Source organism: Stenotrophomonas sp. (assembly GCF_032056425.1).
Taxonomy (GTDB): domain Bacteria; phylum Pseudomonadota; class Gammaproteobacteria; order Xanthomonadales; family Xanthomonadaceae; genus Stenotrophomonas.
On sequence record NZ_DAMBCN010000009.1, the window covers coordinates 19,187 to 32,437 of the forward strand.

The 13,251-nt window shown below is 69.3% G+C and carries 11 protein-coding genes; 1 reads left to right on the forward strand and 10 read right to left on the reverse strand.

All coding sequences use genetic code 11. The features are described 5' to 3' along the window. Positions 1–13 precede the first annotated feature (13 nt). Positions 14–1,384, reverse strand: coding sequence for a magnesium transporter (gene mgtE / locus RTY46_RS08105; protein WP_312707679.1), 1,371 nt, complete (start codon positions 1,382–1,384; stop codon positions 14–16). Positions 1,385–1,730: 346 nt separating this feature from the next. Between mgtE and RTY46_RS08110 the strand changes: the two genes are divergently transcribed. Further along, positions 1,731–3,506 carry a monovalent cation:proton antiporter-2 (CPA2) family protein gene (locus RTY46_RS08110; protein ID WP_312707681.1) on the forward strand — a complete coding sequence of 592 codons (1,776 nt, stop codon included), beginning with the start codon at positions 1,731–1,733 and terminating at the stop codon, positions 3,504–3,506. Between the two features lie 84 nt (positions 3,507–3,590). Here the strand turns inward: RTY46_RS08110 and RTY46_RS08115 are convergent, their stop codons facing one another. The 9 genes from RTY46_RS08115 to RTY46_RS08155 all read right to left on the reverse strand — a co-directional run bounded on the left by RTY46_RS08115 (position 3,591) and on the right by RTY46_RS08155 (position 13,217). Continuing rightward, positions 3,591–6,929, reverse strand: coding sequence for an ankyrin repeat domain-containing protein (locus RTY46_RS08115; protein WP_312707682.1), 3,339 nt, complete (start codon positions 6,927–6,929; stop codon positions 3,591–3,593). Then, the gene (locus tag RTY46_RS08120; RefSeq protein WP_312707683.1) at positions 6,922–7,182 is read right to left on the reverse strand and encodes a YcgL domain-containing protein; all 261 of its coding nucleotides are present in this window, start codon (positions 7,180–7,182) and stop codon (positions 6,922–6,924) included. The genes RTY46_RS08115 and RTY46_RS08120 overlap by 8 nt, the downstream gene beginning before the upstream one ends. Positions 7,183–7,342: 160 nt before the next feature. Next, on the reverse strand, positions 7,343–7,783 hold the full coding sequence (locus RTY46_RS08125; RefSeq protein ID WP_312707684.1) for an excinuclease ATPase subunit: 441 nt from the start codon (positions 7,781–7,783) through the stop codon (positions 7,343–7,345). Between the two features lie 36 nt (positions 7,784–7,819). Beyond that, on the reverse strand, positions 7,820–9,058 hold the full coding sequence (locus RTY46_RS08130) for a beta-ketoacyl-ACP synthase (protein ID WP_312707685.1): 1,239 nt from the start codon (positions 9,056–9,058) through the stop codon (positions 7,820–7,822). Next, the gene (locus RTY46_RS08135; RefSeq protein ID WP_312707686.1) at positions 9,058–9,789 is read right to left on the reverse strand and encodes a 3-ketoacyl-ACP reductase FabG2; all 732 of its coding nucleotides are present in this window, start codon (positions 9,787–9,789) and stop codon (positions 9,058–9,060) included. Before RTY46_RS08135 ends, RTY46_RS08130 begins: the two co-directional genes overlap by 1 nt. After that, positions 9,786–10,193, reverse strand: coding sequence for a hypothetical protein (locus RTY46_RS08140; protein WP_312707780.1), 408 nt, complete (start codon positions 10,191–10,193; stop codon positions 9,786–9,788). Before RTY46_RS08140 ends, RTY46_RS08135 begins: the two co-directional genes overlap by 4 nt. Before the next feature lie 47 nt (positions 10,194–10,240). Beyond that, complete coding sequence (locus tag RTY46_RS08145; RefSeq protein ID WP_312707687.1) at positions 10,241–11,425, reverse strand: beta-ketoacyl-[acyl-carrier-protein] synthase family protein; 1,185 nt, start codon at positions 11,423–11,425, stop codon at positions 10,241–10,243. Further along, entirely contained in the window at positions 11,422–11,979 is a 558-nt protein-coding gene (locus RTY46_RS08150; protein WP_312707688.1) for a DUF3261 domain-containing protein, read from the reverse strand. The genes RTY46_RS08145 and RTY46_RS08150 overlap by 4 nt, the downstream gene beginning before the upstream one ends. Next, positions 11,967–13,217: an NAD(P)/FAD-dependent oxidoreductase gene (locus tag RTY46_RS08155; protein ID WP_312707689.1), complete on the reverse strand. Its 1,251-nt coding sequence runs from the start codon at positions 13,215–13,217 to the stop codon at positions 11,967–11,969. The genes RTY46_RS08150 and RTY46_RS08155 overlap by 13 nt, the downstream gene beginning before the upstream one ends. Positions 13,218–13,251: the final 34 nt, after the last annotated feature.

The following is a 13,251-nucleotide window of genomic DNA, read 5'->3' on the forward strand; positions in this document are numbered from 1 at the left end:
CCTGCCTGGGCGCTTACAGCAGCGTGCCGTGCAGGATCATGGCGGCGATGCTGAAGTAGATGACCAGGCCGGTGACATCCACCAGGGTGGCCACGAACGGGGCCGAGGCGCTGGCCGGGTCGAAACCCAGGCGCTTGAGGATGAAGGGCAGCATCGAACCGGACAGCGAACCGAAGGTGACGATGCCCACCAGCGCCGCACCGATGGTGATGGCCAGCAGCACCCAGTGCTCGCCGTAGTCGTGCAGGCCTCCCAGCTGCCAGATCACGATGCGCACGATGGCCAGGCAGCCCAGGATCGCGCCCAGCACCATGCCGGTGGGCACTTCGCGCAGGGCCACCTTCCACCAGTCGCGCAGGCGCAGTTCTCGCAGGGCCAGGCTGCGGATCAGCAGCGAGGTGGCCTGGGAACCGGAATTGCCACCGGAACTCATGATGAGCGGAATGAACAAGGTCAGCACCACGGCACGGGCCAGTTCATCCTCGTAATGCTGCATGGCGCTGGCGGTCAGCATTTCACCCAGGAACAGCACGCTGAGCCAGCCGGCGCGCTTGCGCAGCATCTCGAAGAAGCCGATCTGCATGTACGGCTTGTCCAGCGCTTCCATGCCGCCGAACTTGTGCGCGTCCTCGGTCGACTCTTCAATCAGGGCATCCAGCACGTCATCGACGGTGACGATGCCCAGCAGGTGCTGCTGCGCATCGACCACGGGAATGGCCAGCAGGTCGTGGCGGCGGATCAGCCGCGCCACTTCTTCCTGGTCCAGCAGGGCATCGACGGTTACCGGCGGGTTGACCTGGGCCACGTCCAGGATCGATTCCTCCGGCAGGCCGGTGATCAGCCGGCGCATGGTCACCACCTGCTGCAACTGCTGGCTGGTCGGGTCCAGCACGTAGATGGCGTACACGGTTTCGCGGGTGCGCTCGACCTGGCGGATGTGCTGCAGGGTCTGGGCCACGGTCCAGCTGGCCGGCACCGCCACGAACTCGGTGGTCATCAGCGCACCGGCCGTGTTGGGCGGGTAGCTGAGCAGGGTCTGGATGGCCTGGCGGGCTTCACTGCCCAGCAGCGGAATCAGCCGCGCGCGCTCGTCGTCGTCCAGCTCGTGCACGATGTCGGTGGCGCGGTCGTCGGCCATCAGGCCGAGCAGCGCTGCGGCACGGGCCGGCGGCAGCGCGGCCACCAGTTCGCCACTGCGGTGCAGCTCCGGAGCTTCCAGCATTTTCACCGCGCGCGGCAGCGGCAATGCGGCCAGCGTGTCAGCGGCGCGCTCAAGCTCCAGGGTGTTGAGGTATTCCACCGCGTCGGCGGTGTTGTAGTCGGCCAGGGGGGCGGCCAGTGCGGCGGCATCGGCCACCGGACGCAGCAATTGCTTCTGGTTCATGGATCTGCCTTTCGTGGGTGCGACCTCGCGCAACGCCAACGCAGGCAGACCGTCCCGATGTCAGGCGGTTGCCATCGCTGGCGTCGAACGAGGTCGACTTCTACTGTCGCTGGACATGGGTTGGGGACTCCGGATGGGTGTACTGCCGCAAGACACCGGCAGCGGCGGGCAGTCTGGACCTGCCCACTGCCGCGGTCAACCCCGGTTGCGGCGCTGGCCGGTTGCCGGTTGCGGTGCCGTTGTCGTTCGTGCACGGGCAGGCGCGCATAATGCGCGCAGGGCACTCCACCGCCCTTCCCCCAACCGAACGGACGCGCCCCGGCCACTGCGATGACCAGGTATTCCCATGCATAGCGGTGGTCTGGAACTGGCACTGGTGCTGCTGCTGGCCGCGGTGATCGCGGTGCCGGTATTCAAGAAGTTCGGCTTCGGCGCGGTGCTGGGTTATCTGGCGGCCGGCGTGGTGCTGGGCCCGGACGGGCTGGGCTTCGTGCAGGATGCCGACCGGATCCTGGGCGCGGCCGAGATCGGCGTGGTGATGCTGCTGTTCGTGATCGGGCTGGAACTGTCACCCTCGCGCCTGAAGGTGATGCGGCGCTCGGTGTTCGGTGCCGGTGCAGCGCAGGTCGCCGTGTCCGGGCTGCTGCTGGGCGGGCTGTTGCTGCTGGACCATTTCCAGTGGAAGAGCGCGCTGGTGGTGGGCATCGCACTGGCCCTGTCGTCCACCGCGGTGGGCCTGCAGCTGCTGTCCGAACACAAGGCGCTGAACAGCGATCATGGGCGGCTGGGGTTTGCCATTCTGCTGTTCCAGGACCTTATCGCCATTCCGCTGCTGGCTGCCATTCCGCTGCTGGGCGGGGCGCGCAACCAGACCCTGCGCTGGGAAGATGCGGCGGTGGCGCTGGGCGCGCTGGCGGTGGTGATCCTGTGCGGGCGCCCGGTGCTGCGGCGGGTGTTTGGCGTCATCGCGCGCACGCGCAGCCCCGAAGTGTTCACTGCCACCGCCCTGCTGGTGGTACTGGGCACGGCGTGGTTCATGCAGGAGGCCGGCCTGAGCCCCAGCCTGGGCGCGTTCCTGGCCGGCGTGCTGCTGTCCGATTCGGAGTTCCGGCACGAACTGGAAGCGCAGATCGAACCGTTCAAGGGCCTGCTGCTGGGCTTGTTCTTCATTGCCGTGGGCATGGGCATCGACCTGGACCGCATTGCCGCCGAGCCCTGGCTGATCGCCACCGGCGTGGGCGCGTTGCTGCTGGTGAAGTTCAGCGTGCTGTATGCGATCGGCCGGGTTGCCCGGCTGACGTCGCGGCAGTCGCTGCTGCTGGGCAGTGTGCTGTGGCTGGGCGGCGAGTTCGCCTTCGTGGTGTTCAACGAAGCGCAGCGCGCGCACCTGCTGGGCAATGCGAACCACGACCGGCTGGTGGCGGTGGTCGGCCTGTCGATGGCGATCACGCCGCTGCTGATGATCGCGCTGCTGAAGCTGCTGGGGCGCGAGCGCGCGGCGCCACGTGACGCCGCGCCGGCCGACAAGGTGGTACCGGACAATCAGCCCAAGGTGCTGATTGCCGGCATGGGCCGCTTCGGCCAGGTGATCGCGCGCCTGCTGACCGCGCAGAAGGTGCCGTTCGTGGCGCTGGAAGCGAACCCGGACACCGTGGCCGACCTGCGGCGCTTCGGCAACCAGCTGTACTACGGCGACCCGACCCGGCCGGAGATGCTGCGCGCCGCCGGTGGCGAGCACATCGATGTGTTCGTGATCACCGTGGACGACCCGGAAACCAACCTGCGCGCGGTGCGCATGGTGCGCCGCCTGTACCCGGAAGCGAAGGTGCTGGCGCGTGCGCGCAACCGCCAGCATGCGTGGCGGTTGATGGACATGTCGGCCGAACCGTTCCGCGAAGTGTTCGGCACCAGCCTGGAAATGAGCGGCCGCGTGCTGACCGCGCTCGGTGTGGCTGCCGATGTGGCCGAGCGCCATGTGCAGCGCTTCCGCGAGCACGACGAACAGCTGCTGCGCGACCAGTATCTGGTGTACGACGACGAAGCCGCGGTGATCCAGACCTCGCGCGATGCCCGCAACGACCTGATGCACCTGTTCGAAGCCGACGCCGAGCGCGACAAGTAGATCCACGCCATGCGTGGATGAGCGTGCATGACGCCATGCAGGGGTCAGAGCCCTTTCCTGCGGAAAGGGATCCGACCCCGTGCCTCAGCCGTTGTCGCGCAGGAAGCGGGCCATGGAGGACACGCCGGGGACGCGCGGCTCGAACTCGCCGGCCACGTCGATGAAACCGCGCATGACCGCGATTTCGCGCGGGCTGCGGTTCAAGCTGTCGCGTGCTTCCGGATCGGCGCCGGCGCGCAGCAGGCGCTGCACCAGCAGCGGCAGGCCATGCAGCGCGGCCAGATGCAGCGGGCCGAATCCGCGCGGGTCACGCACGTCCAGGCTTACGTCTTCATCCAGCAGTCGTTCCACCGCCGCCATCACCACCTGTTCGTCGCAGGCCGTGCCCGGCTCGGCGCGCGCGCCCAGCAACAGCAGCAGCGGGGTGACCGAACCGGCGGCGGCCTGGTCCGGCTCCGCACCGGCCAGCAGCAGCGTGTCCAGCAGGGCCAGCAGGCGGGAGCGGTCGCGCGCACTGAAACCATAGAGTGCGGCGCAGTGCAGCGGCCCCAGTTGCTGGGCATCACCGGCGTGCACGTCGGCACCGGCGGTGAGCAGGCGCGCCACGATGTCCGGCAGGCCCAGCGCCGAGGCCAGCATCAACACGGTCACGCCGCCGGGCAGGCGGTGTTCCAGCTGCGCACCGGCATCCAGCAGGGCCGACACGATATCGACCTGGCGCATGCTGACGGCCGCCGACAATGGCGTGGCACCGCTGGCGGCACCATGCTGGGGATCGGCGCCACGGGCCAGCAGCAGATCAACCACCGCCAGGTGGCCGCCGCCGGCAGCGCGCAGCAGCGCGGTACAGCCCTGCGCATCCACCGCATCGATGGCAAAGCCCAGATCGTTCAAGCGGCGCACGGCGTCGACGTCGCCGGCCATGGCCGCGGCCGGCAGATCGCTTTCGCGCAGGGTGCGGCGCGGCAGCGGCCACACCCGCCAGTCCAGCCAGTCGGCCAGGTCGCGACGGCCGATCGACAGCGCCACACCCAACGGGGTCTGGCCGTCGGCGGCACGGGCTTCCGGCGATGCCCCGTGCTGCACCAGCAGCTTCAATGCGCCTTCGCGGGCCAGCGCAGTGGCCAGGTGCAGGGCCGTCATGCCGTGGCTGTCGCGTGCTTCGCGGTCCACGCCCGCGTTCAGCAGGGCCTGCTGCAGGCGCAGCCAGCCCAGGCGCACGGCCAGCGACAACGGCGGATCACCGGCCGGCGAAGGCGCGAACGGATCGGCACCGCGCTCCAGCAGTTCCAACGCAAGCTGTTCCAGGCCACGGGCGGCCTGGTCATGCTGTGCGCACGCGGCCAGGAAACGGGCCAGGCCACCGCGCCCGGCCGGCGACAGGCCACGCTGCAGCATCACCTGCAGGGCCGGCACGGCATCGATGCCACGCGCCAGCAGGGCGAACATGGGGGTATCGGCGCAGGCGTCGCGCACATACGGGTCGGCGCCATGGCCCAGCAGCCAGTCCACCGCGCGCGGTTCCAGCGCCAGCTCCGGGTCGAGCAGCAGACCACCCAGTTCTTCCGGCTGGCACAGCCTGGCCAGTGCGGCCATGCCTTCGGTATTGCCGAAGCCCAGCGCTTCGCGCAGCAGGGTCAGCGGCGGGCGGTCCGGCAGCAGGCCGGTGGCCGTTGCCGCATCGCCACGTTCGGCCAGGCCATCACTGACCGCCGCCGGCAGCGGGTAACTCGGATCAAGCAGGGCCACGATGGCCCAGCGCCCGGCTTCGGCGGCGTAATCGACGGCACGCCGGCCCAGCGGGTCACTGGCATCGGCGGCGATGCCCAGGTCCACCAGGCGCTTGACCAGCAGCGGCGACACATCGTCGGCCATGGCGGCCAGCAGCACCGCGTTGCGGCCTTCGCCATCGACGGCGGTCAGGTCGGGCTTGTGCGGCAGCAGGTGTTCGATGACAGCAGCACGGCCCGCGCGGGCTGCTTCCAGCCACGGCGTACGGCCCAGCGCGTCGCGCGCTTCCAGGTTGGCACCGGCACCCAGCAGCACCGCGATGATGTCCACGTGGCCAGCCAGCGCAGCGTCATGCAGCGCGCTGCGGCGCTGGCGGTCGCGCGCATCGGCACGGGCCTTGTGCTTGAGCAGCAGCTGCACGCCGGCGGGGTCGTCGTCTTCGGTGGCCGCCGCGGCCAGCAGCACCGGGGTGCCATCGGCGGGTTCGGTACGCGCACCGCGCTCGAGCAGGAAGCGCGCCAGGCGCCAGTTGCCAACCTGGCAGGCAACGGCCAGCGGCGACCAGCCTTCCTGGTTCAGCGCGTCCACTTCGGCGGCGGCATCGCGCAGCAGCGCGGCCACGCCCGGGTCGGAACTGCGTGCGGCATGGTGCAGCGGCGTATTGCCGTCGCTGTCGGTGGCGCGCGAATCGGCGCCGTTGGCCAGCAGGGTCATCACCGCTTCGGGGCGACCATGCCAACTATCACGGGTGGCGGCCAGCAACGGGGTCATGCCGCGGTGCGGGGCATTCACATCAACCCCTCGCCCGATCAGTTCACGCAGCAGGCGCAGGTCGGGCAGTACCGCGGCCAGCACGGCCAGGCTGCGCTGGTCGCGCCAGTTCGTATCGGGCAGCGCATGGGCGTCGGCCCCGGCCTGCAGCAGCTGCAATGCGCGATCGACACGCCCGTGGCGGGCCGCTTCGAACAACGACGGGGTGAGTTCGTGCGGCGCCATGGCCTCCAGCGGCGTGCTGTCGGCCGCGCCAGTGAACAGCGGTGCCGGATCATCGCTGGCGGTTTCGAACACAGCGGCGCGCAGCGCCACCAGGGGCGCCGGCTGCACCTTCTGCAGCAGCAGGTGCAGCAGCGGCGACAGCAGCAGCACGGCCAGGGTGGACGGCCAGCGCGCGCTTTCAGGCAGCAGTGCGGGCCAGGCCGGCAACACCACCAGCGCGGCCAGCGCCACCACGATGGCGGCCACACCCAGGCCACGCCAGGCGCTCAGATCGCGCCCGGCCAGTGCCTGCCAATGCGGGCCCAGGCCGCCATCCAGGCGTTCGACATCGTTCCACAGCGGCCAGGTACGCCAGGCGGCCAGCAGTGCGGCGCTGACAAGCACGCTCAGGCCCAGTACGGCAGCCAGGCTGCCGCTGTCACGCAGCGCGGCCAGCGGCCAGGCCAACAGCAACGCCAGCAGCAGCGGCGCAGCGAACCACAGCGCCAGCAGCGCCGGCACGTCCTGGCGCAGGGTCTGCTGCAGCGGCAGCAGCGCGCGGCTGCGCCGCCACCACGACACGCCCAGCGCGAACGCCGGCTGCGCCAACGCGGCCAGCACGGCACCGGGCAGGCCGCCCAGGGCCGAACCGAGCGCCAGCAGGGCGCCCAGCCCGAAGGCCGCGGTCAGGGCGCGCGAACGGGACAGCTCAGTCATAGTGGCGCGGCATCAGGCTGGCCACCGACGGCGGCACCTGCAGATAGAAACCGCGTTCGACCAGTTCGCTGCGGACCTTGGCCGGATCGGCCTGGGCCAGGCGGCGCGAGGCATCCAGCGCGATATCCAGCACGAAGGTGAGCGCGCCCAGCGACGCTGCCAGCGGCGCAGGCAGCGCACTGAAGTCATCCCGGCGGGCGAGATAGACGTAGGTATCCGGCTTTTTTTGGCTTTTATAGACGTAGGCGTGCATGTCCGCGGGACGATAACCCGGGAAGAGCCATGATTGTGTCGGAAAGCCGGGGGCGGGGAAAGCCGTCACGCGACGATGGCGGCGCGATCGACGGCGTTTCCCCACCGGGGTTCAGCAATGTGGCGGTGGCGTTCAGCCAGCGCCGGGCAACGCGCAGGCCTTATTTGACCTTCGCGTAGGTGCCCTTCAGCGCCACGCCAGCCAGGATCGCGCCGGCGTAGCATTCGTAGTTGGTAGCGCTCTTGAACTCGTTCTTCTTGTAGTAGCTGACGATGTCGACCACAGCGTTCGCGCCGCGCGACTTGGCGCCGTCCTGCAGCGCGCGCAGCGCCGACAGGGCTACCCAGCGGCAGGCTTCTTCGTCGCTCTTGTTGGCGGCGTTGGTCTTCTTGTTGGTCACATCTTCGCCCAGGCGCTGCTGCACGCTGACCGGCTGGCCAGCCAGGTAGAAGCGGACGCTGCCGTCGATGCCGGCATCTTTGGCGGCCTGCGAACTGACCAGGTCACGCAGGGACTGCTCGACGCGGGTGTCGCGGGCCGAGGCGGTGGAGGACAGGGCCAGCAGCGCGGTGGCGGCGGCGATCAGCAGGGTGCGGCGCATCGGAACATCTCCTTGTTGGGGTGCGGGTACAGCGGGTCACTCGCTCCAGCGGCGGAACACCAGCGAGGTGTTGATGCCGCCGAAGGCGAAATTGTTGCTCATCACGTACTCGGCCTGCAGTTCGCGGCCCTGGCCGGTGATGAAATCGAGCTGGCCGCAGCGCGGATCGACCTCGCCCAGGTTCAGGGTGGGAGCGAACCAGCCGGCGCGCATCATTTCAATGCTCATCCAGGCCTCGAACGCACCACACGCGCCCAGCATGTGGCCGACGTAGCTCTTCAGCGAGCTGATCGGCACGCGGTTGCCGAACACCTGGGCGGTGGCCTGGGTTTCGGCGATGTCACCGTGGTCGGTGGCGGTGCCATGGGCGTTCACGTAATCGATCTGCGACGGCTCCAGGCCGGCGTCTTCCAGGGCCAGGCGCATGGCCTGGGCCATGGTGTCGGCGCTGGGCTGGGTGACGTGCTGGCCATCGCTGTTGGTGCCGTAACCCACGATCTCGGCCAGGATGGTGGCGCCGCGCGCCTGCGCGTGTTCCAGGTCTTCCAGGATCAGCGTGCAGGCGCCCTCGCCCAGCACCAGGCCATCACGGCCGGCATCGAACGGGCGCGGGGTGGTCTGCGGGGCGTCGTTGCGCACGCTGGTGGCGAACAGCGTGTCGAACACCGCCGCAGCGGTGGCATCGAGCTGTTCGGCGCCGCCGGCCACCATCACCGTCTGCTTGCCGCTGCGGATCGCTTCGTAGCCGGCGCCCACGCCCTGGCTGCCCGACGTGCAGGCGCTGGACGTGGTGTACACACGGCCGGACAAGCCGAAGAACACGCCGATGTTCACCGGCGCGGTGTGGCTCATCATCTTCAGGTAGGTGGTCGCGCTGATGCCATCGGTGGTGAATTCGTGCAGCATGCGTCCGAATTCGCCCGTGGCTTCGTGGCTGCCTGACGACGACCCGTAGGCCACGCCGGCGCGGCCGCTGCGCAGCACCGGGTGCTCGAACAGCCCGGCTTCGCGCAGCGCCACTTCGGTGGCGCGCACCGACATGATCGCGACCTTGCCCATGGAACGGGTGGTCTTGCGGTTGTAATTCGGCGGCAGGTCGTAGTCCTGGGCCGGCGCCGCCAGCTTGGTGTTCAGGCCGGCATACACGTCCCATTCGGGCATGCTGCGCACGGCATTGCGGCAGCTGCGCAGATGCGCCTGGATGGTCGGCCAGTCGTGGCCGAGCGGACTGATGGCGGCGGCACCGGTGACCACGACGCGACGATCGGCGGCCATCAGATCATGCCCCCGTTCACCGAAATGACCTGGCGGGTGATGTACCCGGCCGGCTCGGACAGCAGGAACGCCACGGTGGCGGCCACTTCGTCCGGGCGGCCCACGCGGCCGGCGGGAATCAGCTTCAACGCGTGTTCGACCACTTCTTCATTCAGCATGTCGGTCTCGATCAGGCCTGGGGCCACGCAGTTCACGGTGATCTGGCGGCTGGCCAGTTCCAGCGCCAGTGCCTTGGTGGCACCGATGATGCCGGCCTTGGCCGCGCTGTAGTTGACCTGGCCGCGGTTGCCGGCCACGCCGGACACCGACGACAGGGTGACGATGCGGCCCGGCTTGCGACGGCGCACCATCGGCATGATCAGCGGGTGAAGCACGTTGTAGAAGCCGTCCAGGTTGGTGTGGATGACCTGGTCCCAATCGTCTTCGGACAGCGCCGGGAACGCGCCATCACGGGCGATGCCGGCATTGCAGACCACCCCGTAGTACGCGCCATGCGCCTCCACGTCGGCTTCCAGCGCCGCACGCGCGGCGGCGCGGTCGGCCACGTCGAAGGCCAGCACGCGGGCCTGTTGACCCAGTGTCTGGATTTCGGCGGCCACGGCCTGCGCTTCGTCCACGCGGCTGCGGCAATGCACCACCACGTCGAAGCCGTCGCGCGCGATACGCAGCGCAATGGCCCGGCCGATACCCCGGCTGGCGCCGGTCACCAGCACACTCCGATTCCCTGTCATGCCTGTCCACTCTCCAGATAGGCCATCGAGTCGGTCGGTTCGAACACCGACACGTTGGCAACTGCCCATTCTTCGTCGCCGGCCAGGATGCGGCAGGCGAACATTCCCAGCCCATTGTCGCCCAACAGCTCGCAGCGCGCCTGTACGCGCAGGCAGGTGCCGCTGGGGAAGCTGCTGCGCTGGCTGCTGTAGCGGCGGCTGCCGAGCAGGAAGCCCAGCTGCGGCGGCCGCCCGGCGGTGCGTGCACGGCACCCCGCCCACGCGGCAATGGCCTGGGCCATGTATTCGATGCCCACCCAGGCCGGAATGCCGCCGTCTTCGACGAACAACCCGGCCTCGGGCACGACCAGCTCGGCCTCGATGCCCTCATCGTCCCAGCGCACGATGCGCTCCAGCAGACACATGTCCTGGCGGTGCGGCACCACGTCTTCGATGGCGTACAACGGCCTGCTCACAGGCGCTCCAGCGCCAGCACGGCGTTGCTGCCACCAAAGGCGAAGGAATTGCTGAGGGCACGCCGCGGCGCGTCGGCCAGGCGCTGGCCGGGCGTCACCAGCGACAGCGCCGGCAGCGCCGGGTCGGCCACGCCGTCCCACCAGTGCGCGGGCAACTGCTGCTGCGGATTGTCGGCCAGCACGATCCAGCACAGTGCGGCCTCGATCGCGCCGGAGGCGCCCAGCGTGTGCCCGGTCAGCGGCTTGGTGGAACTGGCCGGCACGCGCGTGCCCAGCACCTGCGCCACGGCCTGGCTTTCCATGGCGTCGTTGTGACCGGTGGCGGTGCCGTGCAGGTTCACGTAGTCCACCTCCTGCGCGGCCCAGCCAGCGCGCTGCAGCGCCTGCTGCAGGGCATCGATGGCGCCCAGACCCTGCGGATCGGGCGCGGACATGTGATGGGCATCGGCCGATTCACCCCAGCCGGCCAGCTGCACCGGACCCGGCTCGCGGGTCAGCAGGAACAGCGCAGCGCCCTCACCGATGTTGATGCCATTGCGGTGCTGCGAGAACGGATTGCAGCGCTGCGGCGAGACAGATTCCAGTGCACTGAAGCCGGCAACCGTGAAACGGCACAGCGAATCGGCGCCACCGGCGATGACCGCATCGACGATGCCGGCACGCAGCATGCGCGCGGCCGACATCAGCGCCTTGGCGCTGGACGAACACGCGGTGGACAGTGTCCAGGCCGGGCCCTGCGCACCACTGCGCTGGCGCACGAACTGGGCGGCGGTGCCCATTTCCTGCTGCGCGTAGTCGAAGCCCTGCGGCCACTCACCCTGCTCGGCACGGGTGCGAAGTGCCTGTTCCGATTCGCCGATGCCCGAGGTGCTGGTGCCCAGCACCACGGCAACACGCGGTGCGCCGTAGCGCGCAATGGCCGCCGCCACCGACGGCGCGATCTGCGCCAGAGCGACCTCCAGCAGCGCGTTGTTGCGGCCGCGCAGTGCCACCGGAACATCGTCCAGCGCGGGCAGCGGCGTGCGCACTTCACCCAGGGCCAGGGTCTGGCCTGGCAGCAGGGTGTCGTTGTCGCTGAGCCCGCCCGGGGCGTCGGCAAACAGTGCGGCGGCCACGTCGGCCCGGCCCGCGCCCAGGGCGCAGACCAGACCCAGGTCGTTCAGGAAAATCGGTGCGGTCATTCGTCCTGCCCGGCCATGTCGATCGATTCAATGCGCAGGGCGTAGCCCTCTGCGCGGTTGTCCAGCTCCACGCTGCCATCGGCGTGGCGCTGCAGCAGCAGCCACACCGTGCCGTCGCGTGAGAGCGTGCGCTGCTGGCCGTCGTCGGCCACCTGCCAGCCCGCCGGCAACGCCGCCGCAATGGCAGCGGTCGGCCACAGCGCGAACTGAAGGTCGTCAAGCACGCGCTCGGCACGCACCTGCGGCGGCAGCCACGGCGCCCGCTGCTGGGTCAGCTGCTGGCCATCCCATTGCAGGCGCACGCCGGTCTGGCCCATCGCCTGCACCGCCAGTTGCACCTGCTGGGCATCGGCTTCCAGCAGCGCATCAAGGTCGCGCTCGTGGCTGCCGAAGCGGAAATGCAGCTGCTGCTGCAGCGCCAGCGGCGCCGGCAGGCTGGCCGGCGGCAGGCGCAGCGGCGGCAGCTCGACCAGAGGCCGCGGCATGTGGCTGGCACAGGAGGCCAGCAGCACGCACAGCAGCACGGCCGTGAAACGGACGATCAGGCGCTGCACAGTTCCTCCAGCACACGCATGCGGCGGCCGCTGTCATCGGCCACGTAGGGGTTTTTGGTGTCCCACGCATAGCCGGCCAGGATGGAGCTGATCATGTCACGCACGGCAGGCTGCTGGTCGGGGTGGTAGATGATCTTCTGGAAACCGCCCTGGTACCAGGCTTCGACGAAGCGGCGGAAGGTCTTCACGCCGGCCCGCAGCGGAATCGAGAACTCTGCTTCCCAGTCGACGGTCTCACCGGCGTAGCGGCGCTTCAGGCAGTCGCTGGCCAGCTGCGCCGATTTGAACGCGATGGTGACGCCGGAGGAGAACACCGGATCGAGGAACTCGCCGGCATTGCCCAGCAGCGCGTAGCCCGGGCCCCACAGCGAACTGACGTTGGCCGAATAGCCGGTGATGCGGCGTACCGGCAGCACCGCCCATTCGGCGTTGGCCAGCAGTCGGGTCAGGTTCGGGTCTTCGCCCACGATGGCCTGCAGCTTCTGCAGATCGTCACCTTCATAGCGTTCGAAGAACGACGGTTCGGCCACCACGCCCAGCGAGCAGCAGCCGTTGGAGAACGGAATGGTCCAGTACCAGACGTCGATGTGCTCGGGGTGGGTGGTGATGAGGATCTTGTTGCGGTCGAAATCGGCCTCGGCCGGAATGTTGTCGCGCACGTGGCAGAAGATCGCGCCGCGCACCGGGAAGTTCGACGGCGATTCCAGCTGCAGCAGGCGCGGCAGCAGCCGCGCGAAGCCGGAGGCATCGAGGATGAAATCCGCTTCGATACGGTACTCGCTGCCGTCGGGACGGCGCACGCTGACCGCCGGCTGCTCGCCCGGCTCGACCGCCAGCACTTCATCGCCGAAGCGCAGCGTGGCGCCCATGCGCTCGGCGCCGCGCGCCAGCACGTTGTCGAAGTCGGCGCGCTGCACCTGGTAGGTGGTGCCCCAGCCCGGTGAGAACTTCTTGCGGAAATCGAAGGCGGTACGCGCTTGGCCATGCACGAAGGCCGCACCGTTCTTGTACTGGAACCCGGCTTCCACCACGTCCTGCAGCAGGCCGGCCGCCTCGATGTATTCCATGCTCTGCGGCAGCAGGCTTTCACCGATGGAGAAGCGCGGGAACTGCTGGCGCTCCAGCATCAGCACCTGGCGCCCCTGCTGGCGCAGCATCGCAGCCGCCACCGAGCCGGCAGGACCCGCACCGATGATCAGGATTTCAGTACGTTCGACAGCATCCACAGCAGTGTTCATCGGGGCGTCCTTGTTGCTCGATCAGGTGGAAAGA